We start from the raw sequence: 22294 nt of genomic DNA on the forward strand, positions 1-22294 counted from the left end.
GATTGGGCGGCGACGATATTGCTGTGACCTTCACTCACCACCTGTCCTTGATGCACGGCTGGGTTCCGACCAGCATCCAAGTCATCACCGCCGTGGTGTTGATCGCCGCAATCGGCTGGCGTACCCGTCGCTGGGCACTCATCTGGCTGCCGTTCGCCGCCGCGGTCGGCGGCGTCCTGGTCGCGGGCACCAACTGGTACATCGAGTCCGAGGGGTTGGCGGGGAATCCGGCGCCGCGGTCGCTGTGGGTGTGGATCGCGCTGACCGGCGTGGCGGTCGTGGTTCTGGCTGCCGGCTGGCGCGGCAGCCAGTGGTGGCGGCGCGGTTCCGCCGTCATGGCAATCCCGCTGACGCTGCTGTGCACCGCGCTGGCGCTGAACCTGTGGGTCGGCTACTTCCCGTGGGTGCAGACCGCGTGGAACCAGCTGACCGCCGGCCCGCTACCCGACCAGACCGATCAGGTCACGGTGACCGCCATGCAACGCCAGGGCACCATCCCCGCCAAGGGCAGCGTGGTCCCCGTCGAAATCCCCAACACGGCCTCGGGTTTCCGGCATCGCGGCGAGTACGTGTACCTGCCGCCGGCGTGGTTCGCCGCCAATCCCGCGCCGAAGTTGCCTACCGTGATGATGATCGGCGGTGAGTTCAACACCCCGGCCGACTGGATGCGGGCGGGCAATGTGATCAAGTCGATGGACGATTTCGCCGCCGCCCACCACGGTTACGCGCCCGTGCTCGCGTTCGTCGACCCGGGGGGCACCTTCAACAACGACACCGAATGCGTCAACGGCAAGCGCGGAAACTCCGCCGACCATCTCACCAAAGACGTTGTCCCATATATGAACAGCCATTACGGCGTCAATCCGGCGGCCGCCGGATGGGGCATAGTCGGTTGGTCGATGGGCGGCACCTGCGCCGTGGACCTGGCGGTCATGCACCCCGAGCTGTTCAGCGCGTTCGTCGACATCGCCGGTGACCTCGGCCCGAACTCGGGAACCAAGGCGCAGACCATCGACCGGTTGTTCGGCGGCAGCACCGCCGCATGGGACGCATTCGACCCGAGCACCGTGATCAACCGGCACGGGCCGTACGACCAGATGGCCGGCTGGTTCGACGTCAACGACACGTCCACGCCGGGCAAGCCCGCAGCCCGCGCCAACGACCAGGCCAAGGCCGCCAACGCCCTGTGTGCGCTCGGGTCGAAACACGGCATCGAGTGCGCGGTGGTGACGCATCAAGGCACCCATGACTGGCCGTTCGCCAGCCACGCGTTCACCGCTGCCCTCCCCTGGCTGGCCGGCGCGATCGGCACGCCGCAGGCGCCCGCAGTCGGACTGCCGCAGTCGTCACCCTCGGCGGCGTTCATCCAGACGGCCGCCAAATAGCGGTCAGTAGTCGGATTCGGCCGCGCGGAGCTCGGCGAGGAAGGCATCTGTACCGGGAACGGCCAGCCGGGCCCGCGCGACTGCCCGCACCCGGTCGCGGTCGGAGACCGACTCGCCGGCGCCGGCGGCCCCGACCCGCACCGAGGTGTGGGGCCAGTCCAGGTTCCAGGCCTGGGTTTCGCTGAGCGGCTGTCCCTCCGGATCGTGCAACTCCAGTACCGCACGACCCGTGGCATCGAGGAAACCGGAAGCGGCGCAACCGTTACCGCGTATCTCCACCTCGATACCCAGCGGCGAATCCAGCCCCGAAAGCGCCACCTGCACCTCTGCGGCAACGCCCGCGCCGGCCGCCGTCACCGACCATTCGACGGTGCCCTCGGCGGCGTCGAACACACCGGGCGGCACCGCCGACCACGCGACGGTGCCGGTGCCGCGGGCGATCAGTCCTGCCGCAATCGCACCCTCGCCGGCGCCCGCCGCCAGGGCGTAGTCGTCGCGCCGGGGTGCGGCACCGACGGGGTCCGGCCAGTCGAGCCCGATCTCACCGGCCAGCTCCCGGCATTCCTCGACCAGCGCCGCAATCCTCGGATCACCCTGGCCGGCAAAGGAACTCAACACGCCGAGATGTGGCGCCAGCAGGCCGGCAACGTCGGAGTCGAGCGTGTCGTCGGTGAAGAAATCCTCGGCACGCACCGTCAGCAGTGCCAGTTCCGCGTCGAGCACCGGTCGTTCCAGTGCCGCGATGCCGTCCCGGTCACTCGCCGGCCACCACCGCCGCAACCAGTGTCCGATTGCCAAGCGCCGCAAGGGGTCCGTCGTACCGGGCAGCATCTCGACCCCGGCCAGGTCGACCGGCTCTCCGGTCTCCCGGTGGCGCAGTGCGTCCAGGAGCGCGACGTGGCCTGACTCCCCGACCACCCGCCACAGCCAGTCCGCGCGCTCGGGGTCGGTGAAGGTGATGGAAGGCGGTTCGCCGACACCCTCATCCACAACCCAGGACAGAACGGCGCCGCTGACCTCGAGAACCGCGACCACAGGCACGGCGCCGGTGCGCCGACCGGTACTCCACAGCCCGCCGACAGCAGCCAATCTCACTCTGCCACCTGCACTTCCAGCATCGCCTTGATTCGCTGGCGGTGGTCGAGGCTGACCGATCTGGCCACACCTTCCAGCAGGGACCGCAGGTCGTCGACATCCGCGCAGGACTCCTGCCAGACATCTCGGCCGTGCAACCGCGCCCACAGCCGGCTCAGATAGGGACGGCAGAAGGCGGCAAGATCATCGATGACCTGCCGCTGACGCGGGTGCACCGCGGCACCGTCCGCCAGATAGCGGCGGGCGTGCAGCACGTAGGCCTCCTTGGCCAGCCGGGCCTGGATGCGTGCCGACAGCTGGTAGCGGCCCGCGGCCGACGCGTCGAGCGGATGTAGGTCGGTAGCCACCTCGATGCCCGCGAGCAACCCGGCCTGTTTGTCCTCGGCCAGCAGCCCCCACGGGGCGCAGGCCCGGTCCACCTCCTCGGCGCACAGCAACGGGATGTCGGGTAGTTCGTCGCGGTCGAGTGCCCGGCGCAATGTCGCGCGCACCCGGTCCACCACCGTGCGGTCCAGTGGACGGTCCCCCTCGGCAGGACCATCGATCGTCGGGTGCTGTTGCGGCAGCGTTGAACTCAGCCCGATATCAACGATCGACCACGGCAGCCCGGCGTCCGCGTGGCGAGTCCCGGCACCAAGGTTGTACGGCGTGGCGTCGGCCACCAGCGCCGACCACACCCGCCGGCGGGCCGCCTCGGCACGGTGGCTGTCGGCCGGGCCGAGCACGGTCACCAGACCGGCGAAGAACGGACCGGTGATCGCGTCGGATGCCACGACGTCTTGCCAGCTGCGGTCGAGTTGGCGACGCAACCGGTCGATGACGTGCGGATCGGCCACGTGCTGATTGAGGGCCTCGGTGGCGGTGCGGTCACGGCCCTGGTGGAGATCGGCCAGCACCTCTGCGGCCACGACCGCGCGATCCGAGGACGGGACACCTCGGGTCACCGCAAGTTCGAAACACACCGGGAAATAGAGCTCCTGGGCGTTGCCGGTGGTGATGCGCAGGCGTCGGCGCTGCTGTTTGAGCTCGGTGAACCAGGCTGCGGCGGCCCGCAGCTGCGGGCCGTTGCGGATCATCTGCGCGTGCAGTTCGGCCGCCACCTCGGGAGCCAGCACCGGCGCCGAGTAGTGGGTGTTGCTGCGCAGCCTGAGCACCAGCGGGTCGATGATCCGTTTGACCGTGCGGCGTAGCGGCCCGCCGTCGTCGCCGCTGAACACCTCGACCCCGGGGCCCAGAGCGCGCCAGGCGCGATCGATCACCGCACGGCGTGGTTGGGCAGCATCCACACCCGAAACGGGGCCGGTCTGCGCCCCAGACGTTTCGGACCCGATGCTCACCGGCACCAGGATAGAGGCCGAAGTTGGGTTCGGTAGCGCCCGCTCGGCCGGACCCTTGGGGACATGACCGACACCGTGCTGCTCGCCGTCCTGTGCCTGTTCTGCGCCGGCGCCGCGCTGAGCGCCACCCGCCGGGTGCGGGGTGTCCGCCGCAACGACGAGGCCGACGAGCGTCTGGTCACCCTCGGCGAGCTGGTGGCCGAGTTCGACCACATGCTGATCCGCAAGGGACTCATCACCCGGGTGCAGCTCGAGTTGATCCGTACCGGCACCCGGTCACGCGGGATCATCACCGGAATGCGGGCCACCGGGACCATCCGCGAGGACTACCGCGAGGTCGAACTCGACCTGATGGTCAGCCGGCGCGACGGCGGCCAGTTCCCGGTGCATCAACGCGCGCTGATCCCCGCGTCGGCGCTGGCGAAGGTGTCACCGGGCAACGTGATCGATGCGTACTACCGGCCGGGCGATGAGAACACGGTGGCCGTCTGCGTCACCCCGTCCTGACTCAGCGGGCGCCGTCGACGGTGAAGGTGGCCAGTGCGGCCCAGTGCAAGGGGCTGGCGGTCCGGTCACCGTCACGCCACCGGCGCATCATCGCCCGCTGCCAGCGGTTCACCGCCAGACCCGCGTCGTTCTCGCGATGAGCCAGATCCACGCCGACGATGGTGTCGGTCATCGGATCGGCCTCGGCGCCGGCCGAACCGAACTGACGGAACCCGGCCGTGGTCGGCAGCGACCACAAGGTCGCCGTCACCAGTTGCGCACCACCCAGGATCATCGCGGCCACCAATCCGGCGGCCTCGTCGAACCGGTAGTCACCGCCGGATGCGCACGCCAGCAACGCCACTCGGGGTGGAATCGGCAGTTGTGTCGCAATCATCTCCCCCGCGGTCAGCGGCCGGGCCTCGGCCAGGTGCAGGGCTGCACGATCGGCGTGCCCGGCGGCACCGTCTGCAGCACTGGCATGCCCGACGTAGAGCAGCCGGCTCGGGTCCTGCGCACAGGCGTCGGCCAACCAGCCCCGGTCGGTGTCCGTGCGCCGGAACAGCTCGACGGCCGCGTCGACCTTCGGCAGGACCGTGTCGCGCACCAGTTCATCGAAATGCTGCGACAGTGGCGTCTGCGGCGATGGACGGCCCAGCACCGAGCCCAGCGCCGAATCCGGTCGCTGCCCGGGAATCCGGGGATCCAGTACCAGCACCGGCGGGTGGTCCTGGCGTTCGGGCCAGCCGGCGGGGCTACGCGGCGCATGAACGATGTTGGGCGGTACCGCCATCAGCACGTCCACCAACTCCATCAGCCGGAAGCCGTGGGGGCCCGGCATCGCCAGCTGGCCCCAGGGCACCCGACCCAACCGCGGACTCGGCGTCACGAACAGCACCGGACGGACGTCGGCGACGCGGTCGGCCAGCAGCTGCCAGGCGTCGATGCCGATCAGATTCGAGCCGAGCACGCGAGCCAGTTCGAATTCGGACTCCGGGGTCGCGAACGCGCCGGTGACCACGGCCCGTTCCACTGCCTCGGTGGGCGTTTCGGTACCGATCGGATCCGGCAGCGCCGGGTTGAACAACGCCTCCACCGCCTCCATGTGCGGTTCCTCGATCACCCAGGTCACCGAACGTTGCGGCTCTCCCACCACGCGCAGGCTGACATAGGTCGCGATGCCGACGTCGGCGAAACGCATCACCAGCGTGTCGGTCATGGCCAGGTCGTCCAATCCGCGCCAGGGGCGGTGACGTCCCGCCCATACCGCTGCAGCGCCAGCTCCCGGTAGTGGCTCAGGATCGGGCCAGAACTCGGGTCGATCCGCAATGCCGGCAACGGTCCGAGCCGCGTCAACGAGCCTTCGGCGTCAACCGGTGCAGCCGCGGCCGCGACGGCGAGTTGCGGGGCGAGTTCGGCCTCGACCGGAACGACGGCCGTGGCCGTCTCCGCCCATTCGGCGGACTGCTCTGCATCGACCGCTTTGTCGGCGGTGAAAGTTCCTCGTGCACTGTGGTATTCGATCAGCTCACAGGTGAGCTCGGTATTGTCCGATTCCCAGGCCACCGCGAATGCCCCCGCCAGCAAGGGCGCCGAGACACTGCCGGCCCACCGGGCCCTGGCCCCGGCGTCGGTGATCGTGTAGCGCACCGAATCAACCGCGAGGGCGGCAGGCACCTTCAGGTCGGCGGCCCGGCCCAGCTTGACCATCCCCCGGCGGTACTTGCGGCTGCCCGGGCGGCAGTTGAACGTGCCGGTCCCCGCGGCGTGCCGAGCCTCCACCTGTTCCCAGCTCTGCCCCGGTTTACCCAAACCGTCGAAGCCCATCTCCGCCAGCGCGTCGGCCCGCCAGATGTTGCCCAGGTGCGCATCCAGCCGCGCGTACTGCAACCAGCTGCGCCGCGGCGATGCGTCGAGCAGCGCCCTGGCCTCCTCCACCATCGCGATCGCCTCGTCGAAGGCGCCGCGGAACAAGGCGATCCAACTGCGCTGCAGCAGAATTCGGTGAATATGTAAGGGCCGCTCGATCTCGCGCCAATGCCGCTCGGCATGGTCCCAACATTCGTCGGCCTCCCGCAACCTGCCCAGGCCCACCCGGATCAGACCGAAGTACAACCAGCTCCGGGACACATCATGGGCGCGGGCATGCTCGGCGATCACCGGGTAGGCCTCAGTCACCAGGTCCTGGGTCTCGGCGTACCGACCGGCTGTCCAGGCGGCAGCCCCCCGCTCGAGCTGGGCGCGGGCGGTGGCGAGTCTCCAGCCCCGGGCCTGCGCACGGGCACCGGCCCGGCGCAACCATGGCTCGGCCTCGTCCAGACGACCGGACTCGATGCAGAACCGACCGTAGCCGAGCGCTCCGGTGACGAACAGATGATCAGCCTCGGCATCCTCACCTCGAGGCGCTTCGCCGTCCTCCAGGACCTCGAGCACCTCGGCCCACACCGGCACCGATGCGGCATACAGATCGTCGTCGCACAGGCTGCCCGCGATCAGAATCCTGGTGTGGCAGATCAGGTTACGATGCTCACGCCGTAAATCGTCAAAGTCTCCGGCGGTTTCGATCAGGGTCGCCAGATGCGCTGCGGCACCGTCATGATCGCCGCGGGCGGCAGCCAGCCCGGCTTTGAGGAACTCCAGCCGGCGGGAGTAGCGGCAGATCATGTGATCGATCTCGGCGTCGGACATGGTGGTCTGTGCGGCAAGGTCGGGCCGCTGTCCCGAGCGGATCGCAGCGTAGATCGCCAGGGTGTCACGGATCCGGGAAATGCTCTCCACCACACCGTCATACGCGGTTCGTACCAGGAAGATCTCGCCGAGCTGGGCGAACACCTCGAAGGCATAGTCGTCGCGGTCGGCCTGCTCGATCCGAGGTAGCAACGACAGCAGGAGGTCGTGGGCAGCACCCTCGTCGGCGGCCAGCGCCAGGTGACGTGCGCGGTCTAGATCGCCGACGATGGTCACCTCTGCACCATATAAAAGGTGCGGGCGTGCCCGGCAGGTGGTCCGCCGGGCACGCCCGCCATGTCGGGAGATCAGCTGCAGGACACCGTGATGGTGAACGGCTTGTTGATCATCCCGGCCATCGGGTTCTTCATGTCGGCGCCCGACGCCTCGCCGGTGATGGTGTAGGTGTCCCCGTCGACCTTGACCTCGGCGGAACCGACCTTGACACCCATCGCCTCACTGACCGCCAGTGCGCTTCCGTCGAAAACCAGGCCGAGGGACTCGACCTTCGGGGTGGCCTCGTCGGTCATCACCACACCCAGGCCCTGCTGGCCGCCGATCGCGGCGCTGGCCACGTTGATCTTGCCGCCCTGTTTCACACAGCTGACCGAGTTCAGGTCGAGGCCGGCCAGGTCCGAACCGTCGACCTTGACCTGGGTGTTGCCCCCGGTGCTGACCTTGGCCTCACCGGCCGGCTGGTCCGCCGATGCGGCGGGCTTGTCGGCGGGCTTGTCGTCCGAGCAGCCCACCAGCACCGCACCGGTCGCGAGCAGTCCCATGGCGCCTGCGATAACTCGATTCATGCTCATTCCGTCTTCCCCTTCGTCTCACGTTGCCCCGATGGCTCCGTCCTGCGCTCAAGTGAAGGCGGGCCCAAGTGCTACCGATCCCAAGAAATGTCGGTTGCCGCAGGTAACGTGGATTTCGTGACGAAGGACCCAGAGCACCCGGATCAGCCCGAAGAAACCGAGGAGCCCGCTGCGGTGGAGGGTGAGATCGTTCCTGCTGCTACGGCCACGGGTCCGGCCGCACCCGTCGAGGTGCCCGACACCGGCTACACCGCCGCCGGGGTGCCGACGTTCGACGCGGTCCGGGAGAAGATCGAGACCCGGTACGGCACCGCGATCGGGTCGGCGGAGCTGGCGGCCGAGACTCCGGAGGGCCGCTCCATCGAGGAGCAGTACGAGAAGCGCCAGCAGGCGGCGGCCGAGCGCTTGCAGCAGATCCGTGAGTCCATGCACAAGGACGACACCTGATCCGTGCGCACGTTCACTGTTGCCGAGCGGCGGGCCCGGCTGGCCCGGCGCCATTTCCTGAGCCAACCGGCGTCCTCCGTCGACGACGCCGCACGCGCTTTCGTCGGCCTCCACGCGACTGATCCCTCGACCCCTTACCTGTCCCTGTTTGCGCGGCTGCCCGGCTTCACCGTCGACGTTCTCGACAGCGAGCTGTACCGACAGCGCACGCTACTCAAACACCTCGCGATGCGCCGCACGCTGTGGATCGTGCGCACCGAGGACCTGCCGCTGGTGCAGGCCGGGGCGAGTGACCGGGTTGCCGGCAACGAACAGCGCAAGCTCGTCGGCGATGTGGAGAAAGCCGGGGTGGCCGCCGACGGCGCGCAGTGGCTGCACACCGCGTGCCAGGCAGTCCTGGACCATCTGCGTGCGCACGGGCCGACCCCCGCAGCCCAACTGCGCATCACACTGCCCGAACTGGCCGGCAGTTTCGACCCGGCACCGGGCAAGCGCTGGGGCGGTGAGACTCCGCTTTCCCCAAGGGTTCTGACGGTGCTCGGGGTACGCGGCGAGATCGTCCGCGGCCCCAACGACAGCGGCTGGACCAACTCGCGGCCGCGGTGGGCGGTCACCTCCGACTGGCTCGGGACAACGGTGCCCACAGCCGACCCTGACCATGCCCGCGCCGAGCTGGTGCGCACCTGGTTGCGCACGTTCGGCCCCGCCACGGTCACCGACATCAAGTGGTGGTTCGGCAACACCCTGACCTGGGCCCGCCACGCCCTGCGCGATATCGGCGCGGTCGAGGTCGATCTGGAGGGCACCGCGGGCTACGTGCTGCCCGACGACCTCGATGTCGAACCCGAGGCTGAGCCCTGGGCCGCTCTGCTCCCGGGTCTGGACGTCACCACGATGGGGTGGTTCGACCGCGACTGGTACCTCGGCGATCATCGTCCAGAGGTGTTCGACACCAACGGCAACGGCGGGCCCACGGCCTGGTGGAACGGCCGGATCGTGGGCGGCTGGGGCCAGGACTCCGACGGCCGCGTCCAACTGCACCTGCTGGAGACGATCGGCCGCGACGGCACCCGCGCGCTGCAACAACGCGCCGATGCGCTCACGGACTGGCTGGCCGGGGCACGTGCCAATCCCCGGTTCCCCTCCCCGTTGTCCAAGCGCTCATGACGCGGTTCGCCGGTTGGGTGCTGCCGATCGTCGTCGGCTTCGTGTTGATCGGCGTGATGGTCGGGGCCTCCGCCCCGGGTGACCCGGGCATTCTCTTCTACATCTCGGCACTGCTGCTTTTCGCGCTGGCGTTCGCCTGGCTGGTGGCCGTGGTCCGTCTACTGAGCGGCTCCGGCAGACGACCGCGGCAGTGGATTGCCGTGGTGGCGCCGCCCATCCTGACCCTGGTGGCCTTTCTACTGATCCACGCCGGCGTGCCGATTCAGATTCGTTGGTATACAGCACAACCGGCGTTCGAGCGGGCGCTGCAGGCGTTCAACGAAAATGCCACCTTCGGTAAACACCCCGGACATATCGCCGGCTACCCCATCGAGTACATCTCGGGCCGGGCCGACAACTTCGTCGACTTCACCTACCGTGACGACCAGAACGGGTGGAATGGCTTCGCCTACAGCGCCGACGGCAACCCGCCTCAGACCGAACACAAGTCATCGGGCGACTACGTCATCGGGTGGGCGAAACGGCTCGGCCCGCACTGGTTCGCGTTCCAGAGCTATCACACGATGCACTGACCGATTCAATCGCCGCTCACGAAAAGCTAACGCCGCGTTCGTACGACCCGCGACTCGTCCCACACCGGGTCGGTCGATTCATAGACGGAGCCATCGGACCCGAACACCAGGAAACGGTCGAACGACCGCGCGAACCAACGGTCATGGGTGACCGCGACCACCGTACCCGCATAGGCGGCAAGTCCGTCCTGTAACGCTTCAGCGCTGGCAAGATCGAGGTTGTCTGTGGGTTCGTCGAGCAGCAGTAGTGTCGCGCCGCCCAGTTCGAGTAGCAGAATCTGCAACCGGGCCTGCTGGCCTCCTGAAAGTGTTTCGAAAGGCTGTTCCGCGCAGACTTGCAGCTCATAGCGAGCCAACGCGCTCATCGCTTCGGTGCGCAGCCTCGCGTGCTCGACCATCACGATCTCGCATGGTGTTCGGCCGGCGAGATCCGGGCGTGCATGGGTTTGAGCGAACAGTCCCGGCGATACCCTGGCGCCAAGTCGCGCAAGACCACTGTGTGCCACAGGCTCGGCGGCGACTGCCCCACGAGGCAACTCGTCGGCCACCGCGGTCAACAGTCGCAGGAAGTGCGACTTGCCAGAACCGTTGGAACCCAGCACCGCAACGCGCTCACCGTAGAAAATCTCCAGGTCAAACGGCTGCATCAGACCAGTGAGTTCGAGGTCATTGCAGATCACCGTGCGTCTGCCGGTGCGGCCGCCTCGCAATCGCATCTTGATGTCCTGGTCACGCGGCGGCACCTCGGGAGGACCGGCCTCTTCGAACTTGTGCAGCCTGGTCAACGCGGCCTGATACCGCGACGCCATACCGTCGTTGTACGCGGCCTTCTGACGCAGCTCGACGACGAGCGTCTTCAGCTTGGCGTGCTCCTCATCCCATCGTCGTCGGAGTTCTTCGAGACGTTCGTTACGGTCCCGGCGGGCCTGCGCATAACTGGCGAACCCGCCGCCGTGGATCCAGACATGCCGCGATTCGACCGTGACGATCCGTTCCGCGGTGCGGCTGAGCAGCTCCCGGTCGTGGGTGACCATGAGGATCGTCTTGGTGGTCTCCCCCAGTCGCTGCTCCAGCCACTGCTTGCCCGGCACGTCGAGATAGTTGTCCGGCTCGTCCAGCAGTAATACCTCGTCGGGTCCACGGAGCAGCGCCTCGAGCACCAGTCGTTTCTGTTCGCCACCCGACAGCGTGTTCACCAGACGCCAGCGACAGGAGTCGTAGGGCATTCCCAACGCGGCGATGCAGCAGGCGTCCCAAAGGATTTCGGCGTCGTATCCGCCGGCGTCGCCCCAGCCGGCGAGCGCGTTGGCGTAGCGCATCTGGCTGGATTCGTCGTCACGCTCCATCAGGACGAGCTCGGCCGCATCCACGTCGACCGCGGCGGCACGCAGGCGAGGCGGCGCCACCGACAACAGCAGTTCGTGGACCGACGTGGAGTCCCGGATACCCCCGATGAATTGGCGCATCACCCCCAGGCCACCGCTGTGGGCGACCGTGCCCTGCTGGGGCACCAGATCGCTGGAGATCAGCCGCAGCAGCGTGGTTTTGCCTGCGCCGTTGGGACCGACAAGTGCCGCCGCCGTGCCGTCGGTGATCCGGAACGAGACATCATCGAGCAGCTGCCGTCCATCCGGCAGCGTATGGCTGATGTGTGCGACCTCGACGTGGCCCATGAGTGCCAGTCTCCAAAACCGCAGAGCCCCGGGGCAACCGAATTATCGGCCGCACCCAGGTCGGTCAGGCGCTGACCTTGCGGCGCTTGGGTTTCGGTGCGGGCGCGTCGACCAGCTCGGCGAGGAACTGACCGGTGTAGCTGTCGGGGTTGGCCGCCACGTCCTCGGGCGTGCCCTGCGCGACGACGGTGCCGCCCCCGGCCCCGCCCTCGGGCCCCATGTCGACGATCCAGTCCGAAGTCTTGATCACGTCGAGGTTGTGCTCGATGACGATCACCGTGTTGCCTTTGTCGACAAGGCCGTTGATCACCTTGAGCAGCTTGCGAATGTCCTCGAAGTGCAGGCCGGTGGTGGGCTCGTCGAGGATGTAGACGGTGCGCCCGGTGGACCGCTTCTGCAATTCGGCCGCGAGCTTGACGCGTTGCGCCTCGCCGCCGGACAACGTCGGCGCGGGCTGCCCCAACCGCACGTAACCCAGACCCACGTCGACGAGCGTCTTGAGGTAACGGTGGATCGAGCTGATCGGCTCGAAGAACTCGGCCGCCTCCTCGATCGACATGTCCAGCACCTCGGCGATGGTCTTGCCCTTGTAGTGCACCTCAAGGGTTTCCCGGTTGTAGCGGGCGCCCTGGCACACCTCGCACGGCACATAGACGTCGGGCAGGAAGTTCATCTCGATCTTGATGGTGCCGTCACCCGAGCAGGCCTCACACCGGCCGCCCTTGACGTTGAACGAGAACCGGCCCGGCTGATAGCCGCGGACCTTGGCCTCGGTGGTGGCGGCGAACAGGGACCGGATCTTGTCGAACACCCCGGTGTAGGTGGCCGGGTTGGACCGCGGCGTGCGGCCGATCGGCGACTGGTCGACGCGCACCAGCTTGTCGAGCTGGTCGAGTCCGTTGACGCGGGTATGCCGGCCGGGCACCTGCCGCGCACCGTTGAGCTTGTTGGCCATCACCGAGGCCAGGATGTCGTTGACCAGCGTCGACTTGCCAGAACCCGACACCCCGGTGACCGAGGTGAGCACGCCGAGCGGGAACGCGACGTCGATCTCTTTGAGGTTGTTCTCCCGCGCCCCGACGACCGTGACCTGACGACGCTTGTCGGTGGGCCGCCGGATGGCCGGAAGCTCGATGCTCTCCTTACCGGAAAGGTAAGCGCCCGTGATGGATTCGGGATTGGTCAGCAGATCCTGGTAGGTGCCGCTGTGCACGATCCGGCCACCGTGCTCGCCGGCTGCCGGGCCGATGTCGACCACCCAGTCGGCATGCGCGATGGTGTCCAGGTCGTGTTCGACGACGATCAGCGTGTTACCCAGGTCCCGCAATCGGACCAGGGTGTCGATCAGCCTGCGGTTGTCGCGCTGGTGCAGGCCGATGGAGGGCTCGTCGAGGACGTACAGCACGCCGACCAGACCGGAGCCGATCTGGGTGGCCAACCGGATACGTTGTGCCTCACCGCCGGACAGCGTCGCGGCGGCCCGCGACAGCGACAAGTAGTCCAGCCCGACGTCGAGCAGGAACCCGAGCCGCGACTGGATCTCCTTGAGCACCTGCCCGGCGATGGCCTGCTCGCGGGTGCCCAGCGTCAGATCGTTCAGGAAATCAGCACAGTCTGCGATGGACAGCTCGGCCACTTCGGCGATGGATTTCGCGCCATGGTCCCCGGCGGTCATGGTCACCGCGAGGATCTCGGGCTTGAGCCGCGTGCCGTTGCACTCCGGGCACGGGATGTCGCGCATGAAGCCCTCGTAGCGTTCCTTCATCTGCTCCGAGTCGGTCTGCTCCATGCGGCGTTGCAGGAACGCCATCACGCCTTCGAAATCGGCGTAGTACGACCGGGTGCGGCCATAGCGGTTCTTGTACCGAACGTGGACCTGGTGATCCGACCCCTCCAGAATCGCCTTGCGCGCCTTGGCCGGAAGCTTCTTCCACGGGGTGTCGATGTCGAACCCGAGCTGATCCCCCAGACCGGACAACATGCGGGTGAAGTACTCGGCGCTCTGCCCCACTGCCCACGGCGCGATCGCACCGCCGGCCAGGGTCAGCTCCGGGTCGGGCACGACCAGCTCGGGGTCGACCTCCTTGCGGATACCCAGGCCTGTGCACTCCGGGCAGGCGCCGTACGGCGAGTTGAACGAGAACGACCGGGGTTCGAGATCATCGACGGCCAGCGGGTGGCCGTTGGGGCAGGCCAACTTCTCGGAGAAACGCTGCTCCCGGTGCGGATGGTCGTCCTCGCGGTCCACGAACTCCAGCACCACGATGCCGTCGGCCAGATTCAGCGCCGTCTCCACCGAATCGGTGAGGCGCTGCTTGGAGCTGGCCTTCACCGTGAGCCGGTCGACGACCACCTCGATGTCGTGCTTTTCCTGCTTCTTCAGCTTGGGCGGATCGGTCAGCGGATGCACCACGCCGTCCACCCGCACGCGGCTGTAGCCCTGGGTGTTGAGCTTCTCGAACAGGTCGACGAACTCGCCCTTACGGGTGCGGACCACCGGGGCCAGCACCTGGAAACGCAGGCCTTCATCCATGGCCAGGACCTGGTCCACGATCTGCTGCGGGGTCTGCCGGGCGATGCGCTCACCACACACCGGGCAGTGCGGGGTGCCCGCGCGGGCGTACAACAGACGCAGGTAGTCGTAGACCTCGGTGATGGTGCCCACCGTCGACCGGGGGTTGCGGTTGGTCGATTTCTGATCGATGGACACCGCAGGCGAGAGGCCCTCGATGAAATCGACATCGGGCTTGTCCATCTGACCGAGGAACTGCCGGGCGTAGGCCGACAGCGACTCGACATAGCGCCGCTGCCCCTCGGCGAAGATGGTGTCGAAGGCCAGCGAGGACTTGCCCGACCCGGACAGGCCGGTGAACACGATCAGCGCATCACGGGGTAGATCGAGGTCGACTCCCCGCAGATTGTGCTCGCGCGCACCCTTCACGATCAGGCGGTCAGCCACGCGTTTCCTTTCCCACGACAGACTTCACGCCCATGCTATGTGCGCCCACCGACAAGCCGGATACGGTGGCGCTATGACCTGCCCCCACATCGCGGTTGATGACACCTATACCGGCCACCAGGAGCCGCAGACCGCGGCCAGGCGCACCCTGCCGAACGCCTCGATCATCAAGGTGTCGGTGGGCCCAATGGATAACAACGCCTACCTGGTGACCTGCAATTCCACCGGAGAAACGCTGCTCATCGACGCCGCCAACGACGCCGAGGTGCTGCTGGACGTGATCAAGCAGCAGACGCCGAAGCTGTCGCTGATCGTCACCAGCCACCAGCACTTCGACCACTGGCAGGCGCTGGAGGCTGTGGCAGAGGTCACCGGGGCGCCGACGGCCGCACACTCCCTGGACGCCGAACCACTGCCGGTGACGCCCGACCGGATCCTGGCCGACGGCGACACGATCACGATCGGCGACCTGACGTTCGACGTGATCCATCTCCAGGGCCACACCGAGGGGTCGGTTGCCCTGGCATTGAAGTCACCGGACGGCGTGACCCACCTGTTCACCGGCGACTGCCTGTTCCCCGGCGGAGTCGGCAAGACCTGGCAGCCCGGTGACTTCGAGCGGTTACTGGGCGATGTGAGCACCAAGGTGTTCGACGTCTACGACGACCGCACAGTGGTGTACCCCGGGCACGGAGACGACACCACGCTCGGCGCCGAACGTCCCCATCTCGGGGAGTGGCGCGAGCGCGGTTGGTGAGTCGGGCAGCGGCTCAGCTGGTGTGGACGATGAGCACGTCGGTCTTGGACCGGCGTGCCACGTTCGCGGGCACCGAGCCCAGCAGACGGCCGGCAATCGTGCTCAGGCCGACGTTGCCGACCACCAGCAGATCCGCCTGAACGTCCTCGGCCAGCTCGACGAGCGCATCGACCGGAGCGCCGACAACCGGCCGCTCCTCGATTTCGGTGGCGCCGGCAGCCTTCGCGCGGTCCGTCGCCTCGCGGAGGATGGCGTAGATGGGCGCGTTGCCGGCCATCTTGTAGCCCTCTTCCTTGAGCACATCGGCGGCACGCTGGTCTTCGCTCTGGGGGAAGTACGCGGTTGCCACGATCAGTTTGGCATTCGAGCCTGCGGCAATCTGACCGGCGCGGTCGACTGCACGCAACGACGAATCAGATCCGTCCGTGCCGACCACCACGGTTCGATACGCGCTCATCAATACCCTCCCACTGTCAGTTGCAACGCCACCCGAGACAGTAACCCGTCACCGCTGACCAGGGGCGCAAATCACGACACCCGCACGGACAGCCGACAACTGGACCCACTATTGGCATCCCGGTCCGGCGAACCGGCCCTGATATTAACTCGCAGAGGCGCAAATTCGGTGCCGACCGTGACGTAGTCGACGTCGGCCGAATCCGGGTTGTCGCCAGGACGATTCACCGCGGGAGTGATCCAGCTCATCTGTCGGGACCGCCCGGCAATAGCCCTGTCGGATAAAGCGAGTCGGCTCCCCTCAGGTTATTGTTTGCCATCACTTGAGGGGGTGACACCGTCGCTGACGTGGATCTATCGCTGAACGAGCGCGCCGACGGCGCGGACCGCCGCATCGGCCGAGAAGCCCGATTCGACGCCCTGGCGGTGGCGGCATTTGCCATCGTGCTGTGCGCGGCGGGAGCCGCACGTCCGTCGCTGTGGTTCGACGAGGCGGCCACCATCTCGGCTGCTACCCGATCGGTGCCGCAGCTGTGGGATCTGCTCGGCCATATCGACGCGGTGCACGGGCTGTATTACCTCGGCATGCACGGCTGGTTCAGCATCTTCCCCGCGACGGAGTTCTGGTCCAGGTTCTCCAGCTGCCTGGCCATCGGCGGCGCCGCGGGCGGGGTCGTGGTTCTCGGGCGGCAGTTCGGCACTCGCACGCTATCGGTCTGTGCGGGAATTCTTTTCGCGATGCTGCCCAGGATCACGTGGGCAGGTATCGAAGCCCGCTCCTACTCGTGGTCGATGCTGGCCGCGGTGTGGCTGACCGTTCTACTCGTCTGCGCCATCCGGCGCGACCGCAGTGCACTGTGGCTGTCATACGGTGCACTGCTGGCGGTTTCGGCCGTACTGAACATCTTCGTGGTGCTGATGGTGATCCCGCACGCGGCGGCCATCGCAGTCCTCTGTAGCCGTCGCGGTACCCGCATCAGGTGGGCCTCGGTGACAGCGGGTGCGATTCTCGTCCTGGTCCCCTTCGTCCTGTGGTGTCGCTCGCAGAGCTTCCAGGTCGGGTGGATCTCACATTTGGGTCTGCATTCAGTTACCGAAGTCCTGGTCAGACAATATTTCGATCACAGTGTGGCCTTCGCGGTACTTGCAGCCGCTGTGTTGGGCGCACCGCTGGTGGTCAGAAGGCTGCGGCCCACCGATGACGGCACCCGACGGCTGGTGCTCGTGGCCGCGGTATGGGTTGTCGCCCCGACCGTGGTTTTGCTGGTGTATTCGGCTGTTGCCCAACCGCTTTACTACCCTCGCTATCTCAGTTTCACCACGCCGGCGATGGCACTGCTGCTCGCCGTGTGCGTGGTGGCGGTGGCTCGCAGCAGGGAGTGGATCACTGCCGTACTGGCGGTGTTCGCCGTCGCGGCAACACCCAACTACCTGATGGTGCAGCGCGGCCCGTACGCCAAGGAGGGCATGGACTTCAGCCAGGTCGCCGACGTCATCTCGGCGCACTCCTCCCCCGGCGACTGCATCATCTTCGACAACACCACCTCATGGAAGCCGGGCCCGATCCGCCCGCTCACCGCCGCCCGGCCGGCCGCGTACGCCGACCTTGTCGATCCCGGTCGCGGTACCCCGGCCTGGAAACGAAATCGGCTGTGGGATGCGCATCTCGGGATCTGGGGGGTGGCTGACGAGGTGCGCAACTGCACCGTCTTGTGGACGGTGTCCGAACGCGACCCGTCGGTACCGAGCCGACAGAGTGGAACAGGGCTCAAGCCCGGACCCCGACTCGACCGTGCCCCGGCCTATCAAGTGCCGGAAAGCATGGGTTTCCACATCGTCGAACGCTGGCAGTTCAACTTCGCCCAAGTGGTCAAGTCCACCCGCTGAGTCAGTCGCGACGGCGGCCGAAGTACATCTCCTGCGTCGTCGTGCACACGAGTTGCCCCGCGTGGTTGTACAGGGTCGCGCTGGCCAGACCCCGCCCGTTGATGCCGCTCGGTGAAAGCTGGTCGGACAACACCCAATCCGTCAGATCAGCAGGACGGTGAAACCAGATCGCCATGTCGATCAACGCCGAGAACGTGGTCACATGGGTGGCACGCCGCATGGTCACCGTGGTGTCGAGCAGTGCGGTACCCGCGAAGTAGGTCAGCAGCGCACTGTTGATGATCGGATCGCCGGTCACGGGTTCGGCGGGACGCCACCACATCCGGGTGCGCTCCGGCGGCTCCGCCATCTCGATCGCCAGCCGTGGCGGCGGGTCGATGTAGCGTCGCTCGATCCACTGCGGGCGCACCCAGAACCCGTCGGCCTCATCGGCGAACGCCTGCAACTGCTCCTCGACCCGGGGAAGAGTCTCGGGACCGGGCACCTCGGGCGCGCGACGATGGTAGTCCGCCGCGTCCATCGGGACGCTGAACGAGATCATCGCCTCCAGCAATATCTCTCCACCCTGGCGGGCGGTGACCTGACGCGTGGACAGCGAGCCTCCGTCGCGCAGGTTGCTCACCTCCATGTACACCGGGTACCGGGCGTCACCGGCCCGCAGCAGGTACACGTGCAGGCTGTGCGGCAGTCGGCCAGGCACGGTGCGACCGGCCGCGATCAGCGCCTGGGCAGTGAGGTGACCGCCCACGATGTGATGGGTGGGGTTGTCCCGCTGTTCGGCGACGAACGTGCCGTCCTCTGACTCGACCAGCTCGAGGGTGGACAGGATGTCGGCGAGAGGCAACATGGGCACGGCAGCATTATTCGATGCGGTGCGCCGCCGTTTGCGACGGGGTCCTGTCCCCTGGTATTCGACACCTTCACCGAAAATCCCCTACGGGATGCCTGTTGACGGCCACGGACAAGGTGCGCCGCATGGCTTAGGACCTGCTCGACGCGGAACAGCCCAGCAACACCCAACCGGATCGCCAGGAGTAGCCTCGCCTCACCGCACGAACCACGGGGGCAACCATGAGTCAGGCTGACGACAACTATCCGCCCGCTGTGCCAGCGCCCGCGCCGCTGCAGCCACCACCGATGCTGCAGCCCCAGCTGAGCCCGCCGCCCAGTTACATCGGCGCCACCGGCCCAAGCCTTTACCCGTACCCGGCCCAGCCTCCGGTCCAGGTCAACCTGTACGCGCCGGCCCTTCCGACGAAGAGCCCCGGGCTGGCCGCCGTGCTGGCCGGGCTGTTCGGCTGCCTGGGCATGCTCTACGCAACCGTTCCCGGCGCCTTCATCATGTTCGGCATCAACGCACTGCTGCTGATCATCGGATTCTTCACCCTCGGCATCGCCTGGTTCCTCTGGCTGTTCACCTGGATCGGGGGGATGGTGTGGGCCTACATGGCCGCAGACCAGCACAACAAAAAGCTGATGCCCACCGCCTACCCGGCGCAGTACCCGCCGACCGCCCCGTACTGACCGGATGCGATCCCCTACGCCCTTCTGTCGCTCCTGAGTCGCTACGTCGAGAACGCAAATGCGCGTACCGAACTCGGGACCGCTGCCTCTCACACGGGCTCAACGATCAGACGTCATGCCCTGACCCGCTCTGCGCGCCCAGCTCTCGCGTCTCTCCTGTGTCAGCACTTCGTGGGCAACGTGATCCAGCACCGGCGTCAGTGCCCCGGTCATGCTGCCGCCCCGAATCGCGGGAGCAGTGCGGGAGCAACCGCTCCCAGCACCTGCCCCAGCAACCCTGCATGCGTCAGTTGAACTGCGCCTTCCATCGAGCGAGTGACGGGATTCGAACCCGTGTAAACGGCTTTGCAGGCCGGTGCCTGACCACTCAGCCACACCCGCGTCAGGACATACAGTGCCACTGCTGTCAGTGCGGACCCAGTGTTTGGATCCAGGTGATTACATCCCGTGCCCTCACCGCGATTTCACGCGACATGTCACTGCCTCACGGGTCTGGCACCTCTTTGCAGTCCAGGTTGTCGGTGCTCCGTGGAAAACTCTCCTCCAATGTCTCGGCACACTACGTTCCGATACTGCTTGGATCCCACTACCGAGCAGCAGGAGGCCATGGCCCGACATTGCGGAGCCTCCCGGTTCGCGTTCAACCAGTGCTTGCGGATGGTGAAAACCAACCTCAGGCAACGCAAAACCGATCCCGCTGTCAAAGTGCCATGGAGTGGGTTTGACCTGATCAACCGGTTCAATGCGTGGAAGAAATCCGAGGATGCCGGCCGGGTGTTCACCGTCGATGCCGAGGGCGTCACAAAGATCGCGGTTACGGGGTTGGCGTGGCGGGACCGTGTGTATCAGCAAGTATTCGAGGAGGCCGCGGTCGATCTGGCCGGGGGTCTGGCGGCCTGGTCGGATTCGCGGTCAGGTAAGCGTAGGGGCAAGCGGGTCGGGTTTCCCCAGTTCAAGAAGAAAACCGCCAACAGCCCGTCGTTTCGATTGCGCAACAAACACGGCAAAGGTCATCCGCCAGGAATCCGGGTGGGCGACAACGGCCGTCCTCGTTCGGTCACGCTGCCCGGTCTCGGGCAAGTCCGTGTGCACGATGACACCCGGCGGCTTCGGCGCATGTTAGCCAACGGCCGAGCCAAGGTCTGCTTCGCTACAGTCAGCCACCACGGTGGACGTTGGTGGATAGCACTGAATGTACAGGCCGCAGAACTGCATCCCGAACGCCAACATTCCACACGCAACGATTCTGACGCAGCTGGCTGGGTCGGCGTAGATCGCGGGTTGTCGACGTTTCTAGTCGCAGCCACCGGTGACGGGACTGAGGTGGCGCGCATCGTTGCACCCAAAGTCCTAGCTGCGGAAATGAAACGGCAACGACGGCTCGCGAAATCGTTGTCACGCAAGAAGAAAGGATCACGCAACCGGAAGGATGCTGCAGCCCGATTGGCACAGCATCATCGACATGTGGCTAACACCAGGCGCCATTTTCTGCATCAAGTTGCCAATGAGATGGTCAAGACCCACGACCAGCTCGTCATCGAGGACCTGAACGTGGCAGGGATGTTGCGCAATCGTCGGCTGGCCCGAGCCATATCCGACGCTGGATGGGCCGAGTTCGCCCGCCTCCTCAAGTACAAACAGGCCTGGCGAGGCGGCCACGTCGTCGAAGCCAGCCGTTGGTACCCGTCGACGCGGCAATGTTCGCAATGCGGGGAGGTCCACCACACGCTGACGCTGGCCGATCGGATGTTCACATGTGGTTGTGGACATGCCGTCGACCGCGACACCAATGCGGCTACAAACCTGGCCCGCTGGGGTTTGACCCATTACGGCCTTCACCGACCCCCGGACCCCCAAGCAGGAGGCCGGGCCAACAATGCCCGCCAACGGGATGGCGCTGACCAGAACCCCTCGTGTCCTGGTGGAACCAACCCGGATGCGGCGGGAACCGGCGTATGAACCGCAACCCGCGGCGAGCACCGACGACGCCCGAGAAGGGCGGTGTCCCAACTCAACACATCTGTGGGACACGCTTCAGCCACTCAGTCACACATCAATCGCAATGATCACTAACTAGCCGGAGTCCCCCACCGGCCTGCCGACCGCTGGTCCGCCTTGCGGCCACCCGGCCGGCGAGTCCTCCCACGCTTCCTGTCGTCCGTACGGGGTGAGGTCGAGGAACGGGTATCCGACCGCGCTGTGGTCGAGGCCTCGGGCGAAGGCCGAGTAGGTGTGGAACATCTCGTCGCCGCGGCGTAGGAAGACGCTGGCCCCCGGCCAGTCACCGCGCAGGTCGTCGTCACTGAAACCGTCGGCGTGCAACTCGTCGGCGGACTTGTAGTTGTATTCGATTGGAGCACGGGCCGGGTCGAGCGTCACGTGGTAGTCGTAGGTGAAGTCGCCGTCCCGCGACGAGTACCACGGGAACGTCCAGCCGTGGCTGTCGCGGTAGGCCGCGATGCTGGCGTACGGCGCGCGGGACACACAGGCGAAGGTGACGTCCTTGCCGTGCAACAGCTCTCGATCTTCTTCGGTGAAGGTCAGATCGGCTGCGGCCGTGCAACTGGGGCAACCGGCGTCGATCGCGTCGATCCACATGAAGTGGTGGATGTAGAGCTGGCTGCGCCCCTCGAACATGTCGAGGAGCGTCACTTCACCGTCGGGCCCCTCGAACGTGTAGTCCTTCTCCACCTTGACCATCGGCAGCCGGCGCCGTTCGGCGTTGACGGCGTCGCGCAGGTGGGTCGACTCGCGTTCGCGGGCCAGCAGTTTCTTCCGCGCCTCGAGCCACTCGTCGCGAGTGACGACATCTGGATAGGCATTCAGTGTCAGCGGCATCGAATCACTCCTCGTATCGGTCCTATAGGAGTGAGACCGGCGCCGGCGTCGAAACTCATCGCGCACGAGCGTGCACAGATTGCTGGTGTTATCCGGCGCGTTGGGCAGCAGACACGCACTCAGTGTGAATGTGGTGATGCCGCTGTTGCGGTGGTTGGGTTCTTTTCACCTGGTG

19 protein-coding genes and 1 tRNA gene are annotated in these 22294 nt (G+C 66.7%); 9 read left to right on the forward strand and 11 right to left on the reverse strand.

The features are described from left to right. Positions 1–23: 23 nt before the first annotated feature. The gene (locus AC4ELH_RS24575; RefSeq protein WP_082941610.1) at positions 24–1385 is read left to right on the forward strand and encodes an alpha/beta hydrolase; all 1362 of its coding nucleotides are present in this window, start codon (positions 24–26) and stop codon (positions 1383–1385) included. Between the two features lie 3 nt (positions 1386–1388). On the opposite strand, the gene AC4ELH_RS24580 is transcribed toward AC4ELH_RS24575, so the two are convergent. Both AC4ELH_RS24580 and AC4ELH_RS24585 read right to left on the reverse strand, forming a co-directional pair. Beyond that, positions 1389–2480 carry a hypothetical protein gene (locus AC4ELH_RS24580; RefSeq protein ID WP_498887316.1) on the reverse strand — a complete coding sequence of 364 codons (1092 nt, stop codon included), beginning with the start codon at positions 2478–2480 and terminating at the stop codon, positions 1389–1391. Further along, entirely contained in the window at positions 2477–3817 is a 1341-nt protein-coding gene (locus AC4ELH_RS24585; RefSeq protein ID WP_498887318.1) for a hypothetical protein, read from the reverse strand. Before AC4ELH_RS24585 ends, AC4ELH_RS24580 begins: the two co-directional genes overlap by 4 nt. Before the next feature lie 63 nt (positions 3818–3880). On the opposite strand from AC4ELH_RS24585, the gene AC4ELH_RS24590 reads away from it, so the two are divergent. Then, positions 3881–4324, forward strand: a complete 444-nt coding sequence (locus AC4ELH_RS24590; RefSeq protein WP_064957938.1) for a hypothetical protein — start codon at positions 3881–3883, stop codon at positions 4322–4324. Position 4325: 1 nt separating this feature from the next. On the opposite strand, the gene AC4ELH_RS24595 is transcribed toward AC4ELH_RS24590, so the two are convergent. From AC4ELH_RS24595 to AC4ELH_RS24605, 3 genes are all read right to left on the reverse strand, one after another. Continuing rightward, positions 4326–5522 (reverse strand): CHAT domain-containing protein, encoded by a 1197-nt coding sequence (locus AC4ELH_RS24595; RefSeq protein WP_463805015.1) that lies wholly within the window; start codon positions 5520–5522, stop codon positions 4326–4328. Next, positions 5519–7267, reverse strand: a complete 1749-nt coding sequence (locus tag AC4ELH_RS24600; RefSeq protein WP_498887321.1) for a hypothetical protein — start codon at positions 7265–7267, stop codon at positions 5519–5521. Before AC4ELH_RS24600 ends, AC4ELH_RS24595 begins: the two co-directional genes overlap by 4 nt. 71 nt (positions 7268–7338) lie before the next feature. Further along, entirely contained in the window at positions 7339–7833 is a 495-nt protein-coding gene (locus tag AC4ELH_RS24605) for a lipoprotein LpqH (RefSeq protein WP_498887337.1), read from the reverse strand. Positions 7834–7926: 93 nt separating this feature from the next. Here AC4ELH_RS24605 and AC4ELH_RS24610 point away from each other — a divergent pair, with 93 nt between their 5' ends. Genes AC4ELH_RS24610 through AC4ELH_RS24620 form a run of 3 tightly spaced genes read left to right on the forward strand, consistent with a single transcriptional unit; the run spans position 7927 to position 10025 of the window. Next, positions 7927–8286: a hypothetical protein gene (locus AC4ELH_RS24610; protein WP_330220064.1), complete on the forward strand. Its 360-nt coding sequence runs from the start codon at positions 7927–7929 to the stop codon at positions 8284–8286. 3 nt (positions 8287–8289) lie between these two features. Beyond that, positions 8290–9453, forward strand: coding sequence for a winged helix DNA-binding domain-containing protein (locus tag AC4ELH_RS24615; RefSeq protein WP_498887323.1), 1164 nt, complete (start codon positions 8290–8292; stop codon positions 9451–9453). Beyond that, a complete protein-coding gene (locus AC4ELH_RS24620; RefSeq protein ID WP_498887325.1) occupies positions 9450–10025 on the forward strand; it encodes a hypothetical protein in 576 nt (191 codons plus the stop codon). The genes AC4ELH_RS24615 and AC4ELH_RS24620 overlap by 4 nt, the downstream gene beginning before the upstream one ends. Positions 10026–10051: 26 nt before the next feature. On the opposite strand, the gene AC4ELH_RS24625 is transcribed toward AC4ELH_RS24620, so the two are convergent. Together AC4ELH_RS24625 and uvrA are read right to left on the reverse strand one after the other, a co-directional pair. After that, complete coding sequence (locus tag AC4ELH_RS24625; RefSeq protein WP_498887327.1) at positions 10052–11698, reverse strand: ATP-binding cassette domain-containing protein; 1647 nt, start codon at positions 11696–11698, stop codon at positions 10052–10054. A 64-nt stretch (positions 11699–11762) separates the two neighbouring features. Then, a complete protein-coding gene (uvrA, locus tag AC4ELH_RS24630; protein WP_064934330.1) occupies positions 11763–14657 on the reverse strand; it encodes an excinuclease ABC subunit UvrA in 2895 nt (964 codons plus the stop codon). 73 nt (positions 14658–14730) lie between these two features. Between uvrA and AC4ELH_RS24635 the strand changes: the two genes are divergently transcribed. Next, positions 14731–15414 (forward strand): MBL fold metallo-hydrolase, encoded by a 684-nt coding sequence (locus tag AC4ELH_RS24635; protein ID WP_498887330.1) that lies wholly within the window; start codon positions 14731–14733, stop codon positions 15412–15414. Positions 15415–15427: 13 nt separating this feature from the next. Here AC4ELH_RS24635 and AC4ELH_RS24640 read toward each other — a convergent pair whose 3' ends face one another. Beyond that, positions 15428–15871, reverse strand: coding sequence for a universal stress protein (locus AC4ELH_RS24640; RefSeq protein WP_055114775.1), 444 nt, complete (start codon positions 15869–15871; stop codon positions 15428–15430). Positions 15872–16218: 347 nt separating this feature from the next. Between AC4ELH_RS24640 and AC4ELH_RS24645 the strand changes: the two genes are divergently transcribed. Then, positions 16219–17757, forward strand: coding sequence for a glycosyltransferase family 39 protein (locus tag AC4ELH_RS24645; RefSeq protein WP_498887332.1), 1539 nt, complete (start codon positions 16219–16221; stop codon positions 17755–17757). Position 17758: 1 nt separating this feature from the next. Here AC4ELH_RS24645 and AC4ELH_RS24650 read toward each other — a convergent pair whose 3' ends face one another. After that, a complete protein-coding gene (locus tag AC4ELH_RS24650; protein ID WP_064880999.1) occupies positions 17759–18604 on the reverse strand; it encodes an acyl-CoA thioesterase in 846 nt (281 codons plus the stop codon). 224 nt (positions 18605–18828) lie between these two features. Here AC4ELH_RS24650 and AC4ELH_RS24655 point away from each other — a divergent pair, with 224 nt between their 5' ends. Further along, on the forward strand, positions 18829–19281 hold the full coding sequence (locus AC4ELH_RS24655; RefSeq protein ID WP_207549052.1) for a hypothetical protein: 453 nt from the start codon (positions 18829–18831) through the stop codon (positions 19279–19281). Between the two features lie 310 nt (positions 19282–19591). Here AC4ELH_RS24655 and AC4ELH_RS24660 read toward each other — a convergent pair. Next, positions 19592–19662, reverse strand: a tRNA-Cys gene (locus tag AC4ELH_RS24660). A gap of 165 nt (positions 19663–19827) precedes the next feature. On the opposite strand from AC4ELH_RS24660, the gene AC4ELH_RS24665 reads away from it, so the two are divergent. Further along, positions 19828–21240: an RNA-guided endonuclease InsQ/TnpB family protein gene (locus AC4ELH_RS24665; RefSeq protein ID WP_448448908.1), complete on the forward strand. Its 1413-nt coding sequence runs from the start codon at positions 19828–19830 to the stop codon at positions 21238–21240. A 114-nt stretch (positions 21241–21354) separates the two neighbouring features. Here AC4ELH_RS24665 and AC4ELH_RS24670 read toward each other — a convergent pair whose 3' ends face one another. Continuing rightward, positions 21355–22119, reverse strand: coding sequence for a DUF899 domain-containing protein (locus tag AC4ELH_RS24670; protein ID WP_448448906.1), 765 nt, complete (start codon positions 22117–22119; stop codon positions 21355–21357). Between the last annotated feature and the right edge of the window lie 175 nt (positions 22120–22294).

Source organism: Mycobacterium shunyiense, from assembly GCF_058270075.1.

Excerpts from the sequence above, each read along its gene's own strand:
- AC4ELH_RS24590 (WP_064957938.1), top strand. The coding sequence starts at position 3,881 with ATGACCGACACCGTGCTGCTCGCCGTCCTGTGCCTGTTCTGCGCCGGC.
- AC4ELH_RS24595 (WP_463805015.1), bottom strand. The coding sequence starts at position 5,522 with ATGACCGACACGCTGGTGATGCGTTTCGCCGACGTCGGCATCGCGACC.
- AC4ELH_RS24605 (WP_498887337.1), bottom strand. The coding sequence starts at position 7,833 with ATGAATCGAGTTATCGCAGGCGCCATGGGACTGCTCGCGACCGGTGCG.
- AC4ELH_RS24610 (WP_330220064.1), top strand. The coding sequence starts at position 7,927 with ATGTCGGTTGCCGCAGGTAACGTGGATTTCGTGACGAAGGACCCAGAG.
- AC4ELH_RS24620 (WP_498887325.1), top strand. The coding sequence starts at position 9,450 with ATGACGCGGTTCGCCGGTTGGGTGCTGCCGATCGTCGTCGGCTTCGTG.
- AC4ELH_RS24625 (WP_498887327.1), bottom strand. The coding sequence starts at position 11,698 with ATGGGCCACGTCGAGGTCGCACACATCAGCCATACGCTGCCGGATGGA.
- AC4ELH_RS24635 (WP_498887330.1), top strand. The coding sequence starts at position 14,731 with ATGACCTGCCCCCACATCGCGGTTGATGACACCTATACCGGCCACCAG.
- AC4ELH_RS24640 (WP_055114775.1), bottom strand. The coding sequence starts at position 15,871 with ATGAGCGCGTATCGAACCGTGGTGGTCGGCACGGACGGATCTGATTCG.
- AC4ELH_RS24650 (WP_064880999.1), bottom strand. The coding sequence starts at position 18,604 with ATGTTGCCTCTCGCCGACATCCTGTCCACCCTCGAGCTGGTCGAGTCA.
- AC4ELH_RS24655 (WP_207549052.1), top strand. The coding sequence starts at position 18,829 with ATGAGTCAGGCTGACGACAACTATCCGCCCGCTGTGCCAGCGCCCGCG.
- AC4ELH_RS24665 (WP_448448908.1), top strand. The coding sequence starts at position 19,828 with ATGTCTCGGCACACTACGTTCCGATACTGCTTGGATCCCACTACCGAG.
- AC4ELH_RS24670 (WP_448448906.1), bottom strand. The coding sequence starts at position 22,119 with ATGCCGCTGACACTGAATGCCTATCCAGATGTCGTCACTCGCGACGAG.